The sequence below is a fragment of the Phyllobacterium sp. SYP-B3895 genome (assembly GCF_009647635.1).
GTDB classification, from domain to species: domain Bacteria; phylum Pseudomonadota; class Alphaproteobacteria; order Rhizobiales; family Rhizobiaceae; genus Phyllobacterium; species Phyllobacterium pellucidum.
Map to the genome: position 1 here is coordinate 43,805 of NZ_WJIG01000004.1, position 14,763 is coordinate 58,567.

The window sequence follows — 14,763 nt, forward strand, 5'->3', positions numbered from 1 at the left end:
CCTCCCCTGCCATCGCATTGTGCTGCATGACATCGGTCGACTGCAAACGCCGTTTGGGCTGAATCGGAAATTGCGGATTTCGCAACGGCTGTCCAGCACTCGGAATCGACAATCGTGATAACTGAATCGCACGCTTCCCACTCTGAATCGCGATACCGTAAATTGTTTCGATGTGCGGTAAGGCACCCGCAAACTGGTTTGATTTTCAGAGCGTAGCTGATGCCCCCCGCTGCGACTTGCGCTCGCGCTAACGACGTTTGCGATTGAATCGAATGGCATCAATTTTGTAACACCATTTGAGTGTTTTGAATCAGTGGCTGAGAGAACTGAATCGTATTACCGTAAATTGTTTCAATTCAAGACGATGTTCAGCCACATTGATTTGACTGACGGGCACGTCGAAACGTGACCGACAACAATCGGCGAACCTTTTCTGACAGGCATTCCCCTTCTGCGGTTTCGATAACGGCGATGATTTCAAGGCCTTTGCGCGGTTAAATGCGCTGGATCTCTACCAGTCAAAAGCAGGGGCAATCTGGCAGGCGCTAACCACTGTTAATTCGCCGTTGCCAGTTCACATCGATGCCGACACCCTGCTTGCCTGCCTGCTGCGCCAAAACACCGAGAGTCGGTGGCGTGCACACGTCCGCGCCTTCTTTGAGGAACTTGGAGCGCAGGTATGATGGATACGGTTATCGGGTTCCATCTCGGCCATCAACTCTCAGACGCAATTCGCTTCTGTTATGTCGGTGAGGATATCGAGACTGCCCGATGGGGTCGAGAGATGGCGGCCCAACACGTTACAGGGGCACTGGATCTTGCTCCGGAGATCGAACGGCCCGTCAATTGCCGCCGACTGCTTTCAGGCATGGCCAAGAACTGGCATGGCCAGAGCCGCTTCAGTTGGCGAGACGACCTGAACATCTTCTCCGTTCAAGCCCCACCTTTCTGCAACACAGTCCCGAAGCCGTGTGTTCTCATTGTCCGGGTCACCTTGAAGATGGTAGATCCGCCCGCTTTGCGTCCGGCCCGCCATTGTCGACAAATTGAAGGCGACGATCCGGCTGGAGAACCTGCCGATCCCGCTGCTTTTGATCCCGATGAAATGGTAGTGGCCGCTGTCAACCGCCCGGATGATGGCCCATTTGGTGAGGGCCACCTCGGGTTCCTGGTCAACGGGGGCAGCACTCACCCCGCGGTATTGCCGAGATGCGCGACCATCTCTTCGAGACTGGATTCAACCATATCGACCTGGCGTTTGTTGTCGCCCTCCCCGAACCAGTGCCATGACACCCCTCGACCCGTCCTGTGAGGGTCAGTGTCACCGACAAGCTTGATCACGAGACCATCGACATCAACGCCGATCTTGGTGTCGCTATCAAAAGTGACAATGGCATTTGTATAGTTTTGGATCGTGTATGGCTTGACAAAAAATTGCCCGGCAGCCGCACCGGTTCCTTCAAATACCACCCAATCCTTGATCTCAATCATAAGCTTCTCTCCTCTTCTCGTCAGAAAATGTTCCGGGCAAGCTTCAAGTTGGATCTCCATGACGCTGACTGCAGCCTGGGTTCGGATGAAACCGGGCCCTGCTCAATCCGACATGGAACGACCGAGGTCGGCCCGCATCGCCTTCGACAAATCCAGATGATCAATGGCTTGTTGTAGCGAACTCCCCTCCAACGTGATTTCCTCAAGCAGGATTGTCGCCAGCCGCTCGACGTCTCCTCTTGCCGTAGTGATGATTTCCTTGGCACAGGCATAAGAATCTGCCAGCCGCTCATGGACGGCAGCTGTCAGCATCTGCCGCAAGCCAAGGATGCTTGCTTCCACGTCCTTATCGAAAAAGAGCAATGGCTGATGTTTGCCGAAACCGAAGGAGCATTCGAGGGTAAAAGCCAGCTTTGTCGCCTTGGCGAGATCACTGTCGGCCGAGCCGCCGGAGCCGGCCGAGATGGAGCCGATGATCACGTCTTCGGCGGCACGTCCCGCTAGGATGCAGGCCAGCTCTGCCTCAAGATCGGTTTCCATCGTATCGGCAAGCGGTTTGCTCTTCCCCGTATTGAAGGCCCGGCCATCGTGGGTATTGATGCTGATGACATCAATCGTCCCTTGCTGCAGCACCAGCCGCGTCACGGCGTGACCCGCTTCATGGATGGCGATCCGCTTCAGTGTCTCCGGACACCCGCTTGGTTTGTCTGCGAGGAGCAAACGCTCAAGATCCTCGTACGTTATGGCTCTGTGGTCGCGGCGCGCCTCAAGGCGGGCAATGCGGACAAGCCTTTCCACGTCAGCCCCGCTCATTCCGGCTGCCTGCGCTGCCAGACGGCGCAGCACGGTTGCGACATCGCCAGCGTCGTCTCCTTCCATCACTGGCTCCTTCCGTGTTGACCGGTTTGAGAGGAAATCTCTGGTGGCGCTATCGGTCGGGTAGCGACGACATGATCAAGATCAGAACCGAGGTGAAAGCGCAGAATATCCGACAGTGTCCCGATATCGGGAAGTCTGACCTCGAGATGCGTCTCCAGTCGGCCTGCGCGAATAATGGCTTTGTCGACGGCTTCGACGCGGTTGGTGGCGGCGAGAACAACGACACCCGGCAAGTCAGAAACGCCTTGCAAGAGCTCGAGCATGCGATTGACGACAGAAGTCCAGTAACCGGAAGAATGACCCGACTCCTGGCGGGTGCCGAGCCCATCGATCTCATCGATGAACAGGATCGAGGGTTGAAGCCGGCGTGCTTCTTCGAATGACGCTTCCATATCCCTGATCAGGTCATCGAGACTCCCGGCTCCGGCCCACGCGGCGACAGAGGTGGCAACCAAGGGAATTTGCGCTGAATTGCATAGGGCTTTGGCAAAGGTCGTCTTGCCCGTGCCGGGGGGACCGAACAGCAAGGCTTTGCTTGCAAGTTCACTCCACTGCATCGATCCGTTTTTCCACTCCTCGAGACCAAACAAAAGATTTTCCGTCCACGCTCGCGCCTCATCGAATCCTGGCAGGGTCTCCACCGTCGGAACAGTGACGAGTCCTTGCGGATTGCCGACAGCCCGCGGTTCAATGACTTCGTGGGAGCGCCGCTTGCCCAGGCCTTTGGACATTCTGCGTCCAAAGACTGGGTGCAGATCAGGTTCATCGTCCTCGGCAATGAATTCTGTCCTTGCGATCGCGAAGCGGTGCAGTTTCTCAAGAGCTTGGTCCGCAGTGTTTCCGGTTCTGATCGCGGTCGACATGTCGAACAGTGTCAACAATTCGCACAGGTCTTTCGGGATCTCCCCGCTCGGTTCTTCGCCAAGCACCACCCGCATTGTCGACCTGATGATAGCCATGGATATCGCCGGCGCTGTCAGATTGACCTTCGCCGCAATCCTTATCCAATCCGGCAATGGATCGGGCTTGCTGGCGACGCCAAGGATTGGCAGCCGTGACTTCACCGCATTTGCAAGCTTCCACGGCAGGTGATCAGCTTTTTGCGAGCCCCACTTTGAACCCTGAAAAACGATCATCTCCCGGTTGGCGACCTCATTGACCGGTTCCGGCCACGTGCCACGCCGCGTGATTTTGAATCCATCGATCATCGCGTAGGTGCTGCCTGGAATAACGATTCCGAACTCAAGCAAATCAATAAGGACGTCTTCCACGCCCTCCACTGGTGCGTGGAAATTGATGAACGGCTGCGGCTCCTTCAGGACTTCAAGAATTTGTGCAAGCCCGCCTTGCACTTCTTCCACTGCGGCCGCCAAAAGCAGACAGGTGACGACCTCCGCCGCCTCCGGTCGCCGGGCCAAGCCGCGGATGAATTCTGCAGCAGTGCACGTCGGCTCGGAACGAATCTCCCGTTGGAACTTCGCGCCGACACGCAGCGATGCCCGATCCGACAAAGGATTCGAGGCGCGGTACCAAGGATCACGCTTAATGCATGGGCTGGAATTCGCATCTTCCTCCTCATCCCATTCCTCGTTCAGTTGAGCGCACATAGTTTCCAGCGTCGGGGGGCCCACCTCTCTTGCAGCTGAAGCCGGTCCTTTGAAAGCCGTCGTAAGCTGCCCCACAGTTTCCGGATCAAATCCAGTCGGCAGTTCAAACGCTGAAACAGTGTGGCCATCGATGGTAATGGTTCGCCCTTGAAGGATTCCCTGTTCAAGTGCTCGGCCAACCAATCTCCTATTCTCTTGACGCAAGAGTCTTTGGAGTAAATATCGTAGAACTTTGGAGACCATTCTGGTTCAAACTCCACCGTTACTTGGAAACGCGCTGAGAACTCCGCGTGCAATTGGCTTTGCCCCAACAGGACGGAATCCTTTAAGCCAAACCCACTGCGCCACCCGCAAAGAATTCAGTTCTTGATCTTTGTCCCGCGGCTGATTCGAGACCGCGTAAGAACTCATATACATGGTATTCCCTTTTTTCGCAAATTCTTTCCCTTTTATTGCACTTCCATTCCCAAATTTCGCACCCCTTCTTTTGTGCTGAGCTAATTGTTGACATTTTTTTTAAAGGGGGAAATTTGGCACCTATGGAGCCGCCTTCAGCCCTCTTACGTGCCGCACGCGTTGCTTTGGACATAAGCCAAAGCGAGCTAGCTAACCGATGCGGTTTGAGCAAACGTACTGTCTATAATGTTGAACAGGGACAGGGAACTCTCGACACTATCCATCGAATCCGAAAAACGTTGGAGGGCGAGGGAATTAAATTTATGCTCAACGAAGATGACCCGGCATACTGGCCGGGATTTCGAGTAGATCCGAGCATACTTTGACAGAGCACCCAGATTGCTCTCCTGAGCTATTGGGGTTCGATACCCTATTCCAATGGAGTGGGAGATTCATTGGTCCGCAGCTTATCCCACAATGGTAGGCGGTAGGTATTGCTTTTGCTACCTCTAGAAGCGCCACCTGCTGTCAGATAGTACTCGGATCGTATTTGGCTCGTAAGACTCTATTGCGCGGGCCAATCGAGCCACCTTTAGCCCTCCTGCGTGTTACGCGTCATTTGGATATGAGACTTGCATCGCTGCGGCTTGAGCACGCGTACGTGAAATCACGCTATTATTTGAGATCCAAATTCCTTGGAACAGCAATATGTCAAAGCGGAAAACGGTCAGTGCTGCCGGGCTTTTTTGTGCGCTTGTTTTAGCCAGTCTCCAGGATGATGAGGCGGACCCTTGTGGTTGAAACGGTTAATGATGAGGCAATCTCCGAAAATTACCATTGATTTGATGTTTTTGGAGTCTATGCGGCGCGTTAGTTGATATGCGGTATCAACGACACACAACGGGCTGGATGGGTGGAACGAGCGCCTCTATATTGCGTAAGGAGGAACTGGAATGGCACGCCGTTGTCACGCCACCACCAGAATCGTTACCTCATCGCCGTGGAATAGGCATCCAGTGCTCGGCGGCGGGAAGCTTGATGATCGACGATGGGGCATGGATAAGTCTCGCCGAGACTGACATTCGCCTCTCTCAGAACGGCTTCGGGCGCATTCCACGGCTGATGCACAAATTTTGCAGGAAGCGCCTTCAGCTCCGGTACGAATTTTCGAACATAGTCCCCCTTCGGATCGAATTTCTCACCCTGAAAAACGGGATTGAAGATGCGGAAATAGGGAGCGGCATCAGCGCCGGACCCAGCCACCCATTGCCAGCTCGCAGAATTGTTGGCGGGATCCGCATCGACGAGCGTATCCCAGAACCACGCTTCGCCCTCGCGCCAGTCAACGAGCAGGTGCTTGATGAGGAAGGAAGCGACGACCATTCGCACGCGGTTGTGCATCCATCCCGTCTGCCAAAGCTGACGCATGCCGGCATCGACGATGGGGTAGCCGGTCAGCCCGCGCTTCCAGGCGGTGAACTGACCCCCGGCATCGCCCGCCCATGCGAAATTGTCGAAGGCCGGCTTGAAGTTTTCCGAATGCAGCTTCGGATTGTGGAAAAGCAGATGCCAGGAGAATTCCCGCCAGCCTACCTCGGCGCGGAACTTTTCCGCGCCCGATCGATGGTCGAGCACTTCTGGCGCCCTTAAGGCATGCCATATCTGGAAGGACGTTATCTCGCCATGGGCAAGATGCGGCGACAGCCGCGATGTCGCCTCCATGTCAGGACGATTGCGCTTGTCTACGTAGCGGTCGATCGACCCGTCGAGGAATTCCGCAAGCCGCTCATGGGCTCCTTCTTCACCAGGCGTCCAGTCTCGGGAAAAGCCATTGGCCCAGTCGGGCTCATGGGGCAGAAGCGCCCAGTCGTCAAGACTGTCCGTCGTTACCAGGTGCGGCCAGGCCAAAAGTTCGCGCGGCGCGGCCAGTGGATCGCGGGGCTCGGGCTGCCCATTCAGCGCGCGCCAGAACGGCGAATAGACGCGGTAATACCCACCGGAGCCTGTCTTCAGCGCATATGGCTCGTGCAACAGATGGCCCTCGAAGCTCTCGGCCACGATTCCCCGGTTTAATAATCCGGCCTTGAGTGCCGTATCAATGGCAACGCCGGGTGGATCGTAACGACGGTTCCACAGCACGACATCGGCTCCGGTGTCATCCAGTACTTCGTCGACAATCGCCGCAGTGTTTCCCCGCCGCAGAATGAGACGGCCGCCCAATTTTTCGAGCGAAGTGTCCAGCGCTTTCAGTGAATGGTGCAGCCACCACTTCCGCGCGCCGCCGATTGGCCGCGAATCCTCATTCGTCTCATCCCAAAGGAAAATCGGGATAACCGGTTTGCCGGAGCCGGCGGCAGCCAGCAGCGCGCGGTTATCGCGGATACGTAGGTCGTGACGAAAGAGCACGATGGCCGGTTTATCAGTGTTGTGGTCAGTCATTCTGCCCGGGTCGATCGCGCTATGATGGTTTTGGTCTGAACGGGTGTCTGCGGCCGAGGCTTGAGGCCGACGCCCTTCAACCATATCCGCAGCGCTTCCCAATGTATGCCGGCAATGACTTTAAGGGTCAGCAAGGGATAGGCGAAAGCCAGCTTCGCGAGTTGCCAGTCGCTGAATCCCTTCCGCCTGCCGGCAAAAGCAGTGGCGATGATCAAGCCCTCGCGGTCGCTGGCATTGATCACGATCGAGGCGGCGTCATCGGGAATCCTGATGGTGAAATCATAGCCCAGCGCCATCTCCATGAAGGGGGAGACATAAAACGCCTTGGCACATTCCTGATGCAATGGTCCGGCGCTGCCGGTGCGTTTGTCGAGGGGAAAGACATAGCTGTGACGCTGGCCAAACGTGTTATCCACCTCATAGATCAATGCGGCCAACGCGCCAGCGCGATCATGGCAGAAATAGACGCTGAGCGGATTGAACACATAGCCGAGGATACGCGGCATCGACATCAGGCGGATTGCGCCGCCATCGGGCTCTGCTCCCGCCGTGCGAAGATGATCCTCGACGTAACTTCGCAGCGGCGAGCCGTCATTGGCGACCTCGGACTTGCTGCCATGATCGCGGTCGTAGAAGCTGAAGAGATTGAAGCGGTTGCGCGAAAACAGCCAGTGCTCCCGGGCGATCCGGTCAATCTCATCAATGTCGAACAGCATGTAAAACATGCGGTAGCGCAGGAAGTGCTGCCGGGGCCGCAAACGCTTGTGCGTCACCTTGCCCGCATAGATTGCCGAGGAAAATGCGCTCATGCCGCAACCTCTACCGGACTAGCCAATGGCTGGCGATGGATGCGCGCCGATTCATCGGCAACGGTCCAAGGACGGCGTAAGCCACCCAAATCTTCGGCAACGGCAAGGCCTGCCTGGAGCCCGTCTTCATGGAAGCCCGCGCCGAAATAAGCGCCGCAGAACCAGGTATTGCGAGCCCCTTGCAACTGCCCGAGCTGGCGCTGCGCCTGCATGGCCTCACTGTCGAAGAGTGGATGCGTATAGGTCTGGGTATGCAGCACCTTGCACGGGTCCGGCGCATGGCGAGGATTGAGGGTAACGAAGAACTGGCGATCGGTTTCGAGGGGCTGAAGCCTGTTCATCCAGTAGCTGACGCAGAGTTGACTGGGCGGCTGCATCTCCTTGCGTTCGCCAAGGTAATTCCAGCTCGACCAGACCGAACGCCGCTTCGGCATGAGCGTTTCATCCTCGTGCAGCACCGCGCGATTAACCGAGTAGCGAAAGGCGGAGAGCAGTCTTTTCTCGAGTGCCGACGGGTCGGCGAGCAGGGCAAGCGTCTCGTCGGCATGACCCGCCATCACGACATGATCGAATATGGCGGTCACTCCGTGGATATCTGAGACCGTGACATGATCGCCGGCACGCCGGACCGATGCGGCGGCGCAGCCGGTGCGGACGCGGTTCCTGTAATTCGCCGTCAGGCGCTCAACGTAGTTGCGGCTTCCGCCCTTGACCGTGCGCCAGACAGGCCGGTTGGCAAGCTTGAGCAATCCATGATTGTCGCAGAAGCGGATGAATGCTTCGGCCGGGTAGTCGAGAAGGCTCGCAGCCGGCGCCGACCAGATGGCCGATGCCATCGGCAACAGGTGATCGTCACGGAACGCGCGGCCGTAACCTTCACGTTCGAGGAAATCGCCAAGCGCAATGAGGCCAAGCTTGCCCGCATGGGCTGGAGTTTCGCGATAAAAGCGCAAGAGGTCGCGCAGCATGAGCCAAAACCGCGGATTGACGAGGTTACGTTGCTGGGCAAAAAGGCCGCTGAAGCCCGTTCCGGAATATTCGAGCCTGCCGCTATCGAGCGAGACGGCGAATGACATTTCCGACGCCGCGGTTTCAACGCCGAGCAAGGCAAACAGCGCGGTCAGGTTGGGATAGGTCTGTTCATTGTAGACGATAAAGCCGGTATCGACGGCCACACCGCCCTCACCGGGTACAATCACGGTATTGCTGTGCCCGCCAATGCGCGTTTCGCGTTCGTAGACGGTAATTTCGTGTTTCTGCGAAAGAAGCCATGCGGCCGACATGCCGGATATACCGGACCCTATGACTGCGATTTTCAACCCTGTTCTCCCGAAGTCATCCTGCAAACACCGACAGCCAAGGGAAATCAGACGTTGTCTCCCTGTGCTGCAATCAATACGTTGCAGATACGGGAATGGATCATTGATAGTTTCGCTGGTCCCGAAGCGATGATCCGATCGCGGTGGGCCTGCGTATAGAGCGGTATGAATGACGTCGGTACGTTTGGCTTTTACAATTTCGAGACGCTCTGGCGGAGGCAACTACGAGCGATGCCGGCGCGTCCGGCTAAAGGCCCGAGTGCCGGCGAGTGCGCCGTCGTGACGGAAAAGGCGGAGCAGTCGGCGCGGCTGGTGGCCATAGCGCAGCAGGCCGACAAGGCGGCATTCGCAGAGCTCTTCGGCTACTTTGCACCACGGCTGAAAGGTTTTTTCATGCGCGGGGGCATGGCCGCCGGACAGGCGGAGGAACTTGCACAGGAAACCATGCTGATGGTCTGGCGTAAGGCGGCGCTATACGATCCGGCGAAAGCCTCCGCTTCGACCTGGATATTCACTATCGCACGCAATTTGCGCGTGGATTCAGTACGCCGTGAGCGCTATCCGGCGCAGCATCTGCTTGAAGATCCGGCGCCCGAACTTCCGGCCTCTCCCTCCGACGAGGTGCTGAGAACCGAGAGCGAACAGCGGGTCCGCACTGCGATCGATCTGCTTTCGGCGGACCAGCTGAACGTCATACGTCTGCATTATTTCGATGACAAACCCCACAGTGAAATCGCCAAAGTGCTGGGTTTGCCGCTCGGTACGGTGAAATCCCGCTTGCGGCTGGCCATGCAGCGCTTGCGCGGCCTGTTGGGGGAGGAACAGTAACGATGTCCCACCGTCCATCCGACGACCTTTTGATGGCCTATGCCGCCGGAACCCTGGCGCCGGGTCCCGCGCTCGTGGTCGCGGCACACCTGACGATGTGTCCGGAAAGCGCAGAGCGCGTCCGCGCTTTCGAAATCTTTGGCGGGATCGCGCTTGAGGACGCGTCCGAAAGCGCTCTTTCGCCCGACGCATTGGATAAGACGCTTGCGCGGATCGATTCAGGCCCGCCTGCCAAGGCGGTGGAACGGGGCAAATGGCTCGCTGAGTTGCCAGAGGGGATGCGCCTGCCACAGCCGCTGGAACATTACGATATCGGCAAGTGGAAATTCCTTGCGCCCGGCGTACGCTGGAGCTCGATCGGCCGCGGTGGCTCCGCCCGCAACCGCCCCATGCTGCTGCGCTCGAAACCGGGCATGGTGCTGCCCGAACATTCCCATGCGGGTACCGAATACACGCTCATTCTCAAGGGTTCGCTGCATGATGCGGACGGCGACTACCACGTCGGCGATCTTATCGTTGCCGATGCCAGTCTCGAGCACGAGCCAGCAGCGGGTCCTGATGAGGAATGCATTTGTCTCGCCGTGGTCGATGGCCGCTTGCGGATGAAGAGCCTCGTTGGCCGGCTTGTCCAACCCCTCATGGGGTTTTGAGCACTTGAGCCCCTTTTTGGCAATCGCGGCGGTCGCTGGTGCGGCCATGGTTCTGACGGCGTGCTCGCCGGGAACAATCTTGAACATGGCCACTACTTCCAATGGTGCTCGAGTCGAGCAGAACGTCGCTTATGGCGAAGGGCCGAGGCGCACGCTCGATGTTTACGCACCGGCCGGTGCGCATGCCGCCCCGGTGGCCGTCTTCTTCTACGGCGGCAGCTGGCAGAACGGCGACAAGAAAACCTATCAATTCGTGGGATCGGCTTTGGCCGCCAAGGGGATCGTTACGGTGATACCCGATTATCGGCTTTACCCCCAGGTTCATTATGAAGGCTTTCTTGACGACGGCGCCAAGGCCGTTCGCTGGGCCAGGGATCATGCACGCCAATACGGTGGCGATCCGGCAAAGCTGTTCGTCGTCGGCCACTCCGCCGGCGCTTACATTGCCGCGATGCTCGCACTCGACAAGACGTGGCTTGGCAGGCAGGGCATGACGCCAAACAGTGACCTCAGGGGTTTGGTCGGTATTGCCGGACCCTATGATTTTCTGCCATCGCAGGACGAAAAGATAGCGGCCATATTCAGCACCGCCGAAACGACGGCGCAGGCCGAACCCGTGACGTTTGCGGGACGCCACGAGCCGCCTACGCTGCTCCTGCACGGCAAAAGCGACACGACGGTCTCTCCGCGAAACAGCACGCGGCTTGCCAAGAAGTTGAGCGCTGGCGGAAATACCGTTGATATAAAGCTCTACCGGGGCGTTGGACACCTCGCCATCATCGGCGCGATGGGGTCGCCAATGCGCTTCGTCGCTCCTACTTTGGACGATACGGCGAATTTCGTCCGCGCGCATTCCAACCGCAAGTGAACCGATGTCTCGTGGCAAGTAAGTGATGCGGTTAGCTTAGCCTCGCCAGCAGCCAGTTCGTCGCCAGAAAGCTCAAGGTAGCCGACAAACCGGAAGCAAAAGTGCCCCAGGCAATATCCACCACCGTAAGGGCGGTCGACCATTGTTTCAAAGTCGCCTGGCTGGTCAGATCATAGGTGGCATAGGCAAAAAAGCCGAAAAGTGCGCCATAAATCAGCGCGGTGTGCCATCGGCCGGTCTCCATGGCAGGGCTCAAGGCGAAGATCACGACGCCGACCGCGTAGATCAGATAGAACAGGATGGCCGGTGCGTAATTCACATCCGACGCCACTATGTCCGGGATGCGGGCGCGGTAAAAGCTCGTCGCCATCGTGCCGAGCCACAACATGTCGAGCGCAAGGAAAATTACTGCGGTAACGAAGTATGGCAGTCCGTATTTGAGCATGTTTTGATCCCTGTTTGCTAGGTATACGCTGCCAGCGCCTCGGCGGATCTTCGATGGAACCGCGGGCCAAATATTGCCGCGGCCATGGCTATTTCAGGGGAAACTTTCTGCTTAGAAAGGGCGAAGCGCGGGCGCCGAAACGCCACGGCGTTTCGACGGCCTTGGTCAGACCGATCCGTGGTCCTATGCTGATCTCGAAGGCATCCTTTACCGCCTCCAGCAAAAAAGGCGGCTCAAACAGAGATTTGCCGTCATACGACTTGTCAACAGCAAGCGCCTGGGCAAGTTTTCCCGGTCCCGAGCACAATAGTCTTATGTCATCGACGGCGCGGCGGCGCTGCATGATCTCGATGTTGCGAACAGGTTCAATTGCCCGGATGAGCACTGCTGACGCCTCGAGACACACAAAATTCAGACACCAGTGGATACCATAAGACCGGTAGACGTAGGCGCGACCTGCTGGACCGAACATCGTCCGGTTCGCGATCCCGGGGCCGCGATAACTGTGCGACGCAGGATCGTTTGGGGCGTAGGCTTCGGTTTCGATGATCGGTCCGCCCACCCCGTCGACAAACAGAGAAACGCCAATGAGGGCGCGGGCAACCTCCTCCGAACTTCGTTGGAAAAAGCTCTCGTCGAGCATGGTGGTGATTTCTTCCATCGCGTCAAATTGTTCCTTTCCGAACCCACTCTTAGCAAAGTCACGAACACGTTCTTGACACTGCGAAACTGGCCCATTCGCTACCGCACATACAAGCGCTGTGTCCGCTACCGTACAGTTCCGATCTGCAATTCAATTAGCAGGAACATTCGTCACCGCGCCGGATTGATTGAATGCGGGGTTAACAAAACGGAGAAGACAAATGCCTAATAGTCAAAAGAGCGGAAGTTCACAGAGCGGCAAGGGCACGTCCAAGCAGCAGGAACAGGGACAAGGTTCACGCGGCTCCCAGCAGGGATCCGGTTCCTCCAAGAGCGGTGAACAACAGGGCAAGGCCGGCGAGCAGAGCCACAAGAATAAATAGGTAGGTCCGGTAATCGATGCAGCTAATGAAAGCGGCTGGGAAAAATTCCCGGCCGTTTTCATATACCCATAAGTCCGCTTCACCCCGTTCCCTGCCGGCTTCACATTCCCGTTCAGGGTCGGCTGTTCACGGTGGAATCGTCGGGTTAGACCGAGCGGGAAAGCGGCTTACCGCGCCAGCCCGTCAATCTTTCGGCTTCCCGCTCGGCAAGACCGTAGGCACCATCGGCGATCGCTGCGAGGCCATGGCGGTCGCGGATGACAATTTCCGAGCGTCTCGAGATCACGAGATGTTCGCCTTCAAGAATATGCAGCGCATCGGTGACACTGGGACGCCTGACGCCAAGCATCGTTGCAAGGAATTCATGGGTCACACCGAGATAGTCGCCTGAGATCCGGTCGTGCATCATGAGCAGCCATCGTGCGAGACGTGCCTCGATCGTCGACCGGCCATTGGCCAGCGCGGTCGATCCGGTCTGGATGGAGAAGGAGCGTGCATATTTCAGGAACAATCGCATCAGGTCGCTGTTGCCCTCGATAGCTCTGCGAAATCGGTCCGCAGCGATCCTGTTGCCCTTTCCTGCCACTTGAACAATAGTGCGGTAAGGGCTCAGTTCGTCGCCCATCACTGCGCCGACATGTGACATCCCGTCCGCGCCGAACAGTCCGATCTCGATATCCCGGCCATCGGACAGGGAAGTGATCACCGATCCAATGCCACTTTCTGGAAAATAGATATGCGGGATCGTCCGGTTCGGCTCGTTGAGGAGCATGCCGAGCGGGAGGTCGACCGTTTCGAGATGGGCAAACAGTTCGTCGCCCTTGCAAGCCCTGCTCATTGCAAGGAGATGGTTGGCGAAGTTGCCGGCTGCCAAACTCATCACGTACTCCTGTCTCTATCGGAATTGGCCTGCGAAAGCATTGCGAACAACGTCCGAAAACGTACAGACTCTGCCATCTGTTGCAGGAACGCGATAAAATTTTGGGCGAGTATGAAGGGAGAAACGAGCTGCTGACGGCATCTCATGCAACCCGCTTTCAGTCGCACTTCAAACCGTCGAGACATATCCTGCAATATCGGCGATCAAGAGCGCCAGGAGAAGCACGCACCCCGCGCGAATAAACGTTTTTGCTCATTTGCCGCGCAGCAAATTCGGTACGATTGTGGACCAAGCCGGAACGAGCATTTTTCGCGGGCGTTCATTGTGCGCTGATTTTCCAGGTCAGCGCGCCCTAGCTCAACGGTTACACCGAGCTTTCTGGGGCCCATAGCTGGCGGTGAGCGAAAGTTCACCGCCCTTTTGCGACCAACGCAACTGGAACAATAACGCGATAGCCCGGTTTACCGATATTGAACCTATAGGGAGGAAATCACATGAAAGCGCTTGCACCGATCATCGCCGCTGCCGCACTGGCTTTTGCCCCCGGTATCGCATTTGCCGCATGCCCCACGACAACGGGATCGATAAATTCCGATGCAAAGCCGGGCATCGCCCAGGATGGCACGCACGTTCCCTTGGAAAATTCGGGCAACAGCACGATACAAAAGGGTGCGGCCAGTACGGGTACAACAACCAATAATGCCCCCCAGACCGCTCAGAAGGACGGCCAAACCATGCCACTCGCCGGCACGGAAGGCGCAGGTGACAAGAATTTAGCCACCTCAGCGCAGGACGTGCAGGCGCAGCAGAAGGGCGAACCGACCGCCATGGCCAAGGCCGAGGACTGCAAGAACTAGTTTCCAACCAACGGCTGGACTTAGGCCGTCCGGGAGTTCAACCATGAAGATAGCTGGCGCGTTGTTTGTTTGCCTTGGCATACTGTACGCAGTGTGGGTGGCAATCAGTGCGCGCCGGCTGAGCTCTCCGCCCAGGCATCCCGACAATCAAAATGCACCAACACTGGAACCGAGGCGGCAAGGCCTCGGATTTCTCGGCGTAGCCCGCAACTGGCCCGCCTTGGCGCTGATCGCAATCGGCGTCCTGATGCTGATCTATCCCATGTAATC

The 14,763-nt window shown here is 57.4% G+C and carries 17 protein-coding genes; 7 read left to right on the forward strand and 10 right to left on the reverse strand.

What is annotated here, in order from left to right:
• Positions 1–862: 862 nt before the first annotated feature.
• The 4 genes from GF108_RS17850 to GF108_RS17865 all read right to left on the reverse strand — a co-directional run bounded on the left by GF108_RS17850 (position 863) and on the right by GF108_RS17865 (position 4,220).
• Entirely contained in the window at positions 863–1,159 is a 297-nt protein-coding gene (locus tag GF108_RS17850; protein ID WP_153669608.1) for a hypothetical protein, read from the reverse strand.
• A 29-nt stretch (positions 1,160–1,188) separates the two neighbouring features.
• A complete protein-coding gene (locus GF108_RS17855) occupies positions 1,189–1,491 on the reverse strand; it encodes a hypothetical protein (RefSeq protein ID WP_153669610.1) in 303 nt (100 codons plus the stop codon).
• Between the two features lie 102 nt (positions 1,492–1,593).
• The gene (locus GF108_RS17860; RefSeq protein WP_153669612.1) at positions 1,594–2,370 is read right to left on the reverse strand and encodes an ATP-dependent Zn protease; all 777 of its coding nucleotides are present in this window, start codon (positions 2,368–2,370) and stop codon (positions 1,594–1,596) included.
• On the reverse strand, positions 2,370–4,220 hold the full coding sequence (locus GF108_RS17865) for an AAA family ATPase (protein ID WP_153669614.1): 1,851 nt from the start codon (positions 4,218–4,220) through the stop codon (positions 2,370–2,372). The genes GF108_RS17860 and GF108_RS17865 overlap by 1 nt, the downstream gene beginning before the upstream one ends.
• A 296-nt stretch (positions 4,221–4,516) precedes the next feature.
• Between GF108_RS17865 and GF108_RS22785 the strand changes: the two genes are divergently transcribed.
• Positions 4,517–4,759: a helix-turn-helix domain-containing protein gene (locus GF108_RS22785; protein WP_370462251.1), complete on the forward strand. Its 243-nt coding sequence runs from the start codon at positions 4,517–4,519 to the stop codon at positions 4,757–4,759.
• A gap of 601 nt (positions 4,760–5,360) precedes the next feature.
• Here GF108_RS22785 and GF108_RS17875 read toward each other — a convergent pair.
• From GF108_RS17875 to GF108_RS17885, 3 genes are read right to left on the reverse strand one after another with little or no spacing between them, the layout of a single operon-like run.
• Positions 5,361–6,812, reverse strand: coding sequence for a deoxyribodipyrimidine photo-lyase (locus GF108_RS17875; protein ID WP_153669618.1), 1,452 nt, complete (start codon positions 6,810–6,812; stop codon positions 5,361–5,363).
• Positions 6,809–7,621, reverse strand: a complete 813-nt coding sequence (locus GF108_RS17880) for a DUF1365 domain-containing protein (protein WP_153669620.1) — start codon at positions 7,619–7,621, stop codon at positions 6,809–6,811. Before GF108_RS17880 ends, GF108_RS17875 begins: the two co-directional genes overlap by 4 nt.
• Complete coding sequence (locus tag GF108_RS17885; protein WP_153669622.1) at positions 7,618–8,940, reverse strand: NAD(P)/FAD-dependent oxidoreductase; 1,323 nt, start codon at positions 8,938–8,940, stop codon at positions 7,618–7,620. Before GF108_RS17885 ends, GF108_RS17880 begins: the two co-directional genes overlap by 4 nt.
• Positions 8,941–9,105: 165 nt before the next feature.
• On the opposite strand from GF108_RS17885, the gene GF108_RS17890 reads away from it, so the two are divergent.
• The 3 genes from GF108_RS17890 to GF108_RS17900 all read left to right on the forward strand — a co-directional run bounded on the left by GF108_RS17890 (position 9,106) and on the right by GF108_RS17900 (position 11,286).
• Complete coding sequence (locus tag GF108_RS17890; protein ID WP_153669624.1) at positions 9,106–9,768, forward strand: sigma-70 family RNA polymerase sigma factor; 663 nt, start codon at positions 9,106–9,108, stop codon at positions 9,766–9,768.
• Between the two features lie 2 nt (positions 9,769–9,770).
• Positions 9,771–10,418 (forward strand): ChrR family anti-sigma-E factor, encoded by a 648-nt coding sequence (locus tag GF108_RS17895; RefSeq protein WP_153669626.1) that lies wholly within the window; start codon positions 9,771–9,773, stop codon positions 10,416–10,418.
• An 85-nt stretch (positions 10,419–10,503) separates the two neighbouring features.
• On the forward strand, positions 10,504–11,286 hold the full coding sequence (locus GF108_RS17900) for an alpha/beta hydrolase (RefSeq protein ID WP_210386101.1): 783 nt from the start codon (positions 10,504–10,506) through the stop codon (positions 11,284–11,286).
• A gap of 31 nt (positions 11,287–11,317) precedes the next feature.
• Here GF108_RS17900 and GF108_RS17905 read toward each other — a convergent pair whose 3' ends face one another.
• The gene (locus tag GF108_RS17905) at positions 11,318–11,731 is read right to left on the reverse strand and encodes a DUF2177 family protein (RefSeq protein WP_153669628.1); all 414 of its coding nucleotides are present in this window, start codon (positions 11,729–11,731) and stop codon (positions 11,318–11,320) included.
• A gap of 88 nt (positions 11,732–11,819) precedes the next feature.
• Positions 11,820–12,392: a DNA-3-methyladenine glycosylase gene (locus tag GF108_RS17910; RefSeq protein WP_162737225.1), complete on the reverse strand. Its 573-nt coding sequence runs from the start codon at positions 12,390–12,392 to the stop codon at positions 11,820–11,822.
• A gap of 202 nt (positions 12,393–12,594) precedes the next feature.
• On the opposite strand from GF108_RS17910, the gene GF108_RS22215 reads away from it, so the two are divergent.
• Positions 12,595–12,756: a hypothetical protein gene (locus tag GF108_RS22215; RefSeq protein WP_172982671.1), complete on the forward strand. Its 162-nt coding sequence runs from the start codon at positions 12,595–12,597 to the stop codon at positions 12,754–12,756.
• A gap of 145 nt (positions 12,757–12,901) precedes the next feature.
• Here the strand turns inward: GF108_RS22215 and GF108_RS17915 are convergent, their stop codons facing one another.
• Positions 12,902–13,636: a Crp/Fnr family transcriptional regulator gene (locus GF108_RS17915; RefSeq protein WP_153669630.1), complete on the reverse strand. Its 735-nt coding sequence runs from the start codon at positions 13,634–13,636 to the stop codon at positions 12,902–12,904.
• A gap of 494 nt (positions 13,637–14,130) precedes the next feature.
• On the opposite strand from GF108_RS17915, the gene GF108_RS17920 reads away from it, so the two are divergent.
• Both GF108_RS17920 and GF108_RS17925 read left to right on the forward strand, forming a co-directional pair.
• Positions 14,131–14,493 (forward strand): hypothetical protein, encoded by a 363-nt coding sequence (locus GF108_RS17920; RefSeq protein ID WP_153669632.1) that lies wholly within the window; start codon positions 14,131–14,133, stop codon positions 14,491–14,493.
• 43 nt (positions 14,494–14,536) lie between these two features.
• Entirely contained in the window at positions 14,537–14,761 is a 225-nt protein-coding gene (locus GF108_RS17925) for a hypothetical protein (RefSeq protein WP_153669634.1), read from the forward strand.
• The last annotated feature ends 2 nt before the right edge of the window (positions 14,762–14,763 follow it).

Excerpts from the sequence above, each read along its gene's own strand:
- GF108_RS17855 (WP_153669610.1), bottom strand. The coding sequence starts at position 1,491 with ATGATTGAGATCAAGGATTGGGTGGTATTTGAAGGAACCGGTGCGGCT.
- GF108_RS17860 (WP_153669612.1), bottom strand. The coding sequence starts at position 2,370 with ATGGAAGGAGACGACGCTGGCGATGTCGCAACCGTGCTGCGCCGTCTG.
- GF108_RS17865 (WP_153669614.1), bottom strand. The coding sequence starts at position 4,220 with ATGGTCTCCAAAGTTCTACGATATTTACTCCAAAGACTCTTGCGTCAA.
- GF108_RS22785 (WP_370462251.1), top strand. The coding sequence starts at position 4,517 with ATGGAGCCGCCTTCAGCCCTCTTACGTGCCGCACGCGTTGCTTTGGAC.
- GF108_RS17875 (WP_153669618.1), bottom strand. The coding sequence starts at position 6,812 with ATGACTGACCACAACACTGATAAACCGGCCATCGTGCTCTTTCGTCAC.
- GF108_RS17880 (WP_153669620.1), bottom strand. The coding sequence starts at position 7,621 with ATGAGCGCATTTTCCTCGGCAATCTATGCGGGCAAGGTGACGCACAAG.
- GF108_RS17890 (WP_153669624.1), top strand. The coding sequence starts at position 9,106 with ATGAATGACGTCGGTACGTTTGGCTTTTACAATTTCGAGACGCTCTGG.
- GF108_RS17895 (WP_153669626.1), top strand. The coding sequence starts at position 9,771 with ATGTCCCACCGTCCATCCGACGACCTTTTGATGGCCTATGCCGCCGGA.
- GF108_RS17900 (WP_210386101.1), top strand. The coding sequence starts at position 10,504 with ATGGCCACTACTTCCAATGGTGCTCGAGTCGAGCAGAACGTCGCTTAT.
- GF108_RS17905 (WP_153669628.1), bottom strand. The coding sequence starts at position 11,731 with ATGCTCAAATACGGACTGCCATACTTCGTTACCGCAGTAATTTTCCTT.
- GF108_RS17910 (WP_162737225.1), bottom strand. The coding sequence starts at position 12,392 with ATGGAAGAAATCACCACCATGCTCGACGAGAGCTTTTTCCAACGAAGT.
- GF108_RS22215 (WP_172982671.1), top strand. The coding sequence starts at position 12,595 with ATGCCTAATAGTCAAAAGAGCGGAAGTTCACAGAGCGGCAAGGGCACG.
- GF108_RS17915 (WP_153669630.1), bottom strand. The coding sequence starts at position 13,636 with ATGAGTTTGGCAGCCGGCAACTTCGCCAACCATCTCCTTGCAATGAGC.
- GF108_RS17920 (WP_153669632.1), top strand. The coding sequence starts at position 14,131 with ATGAAAGCGCTTGCACCGATCATCGCCGCTGCCGCACTGGCTTTTGCC.
- GF108_RS17925 (WP_153669634.1), top strand. The coding sequence starts at position 14,537 with ATGAAGATAGCTGGCGCGTTGTTTGTTTGCCTTGGCATACTGTACGCA.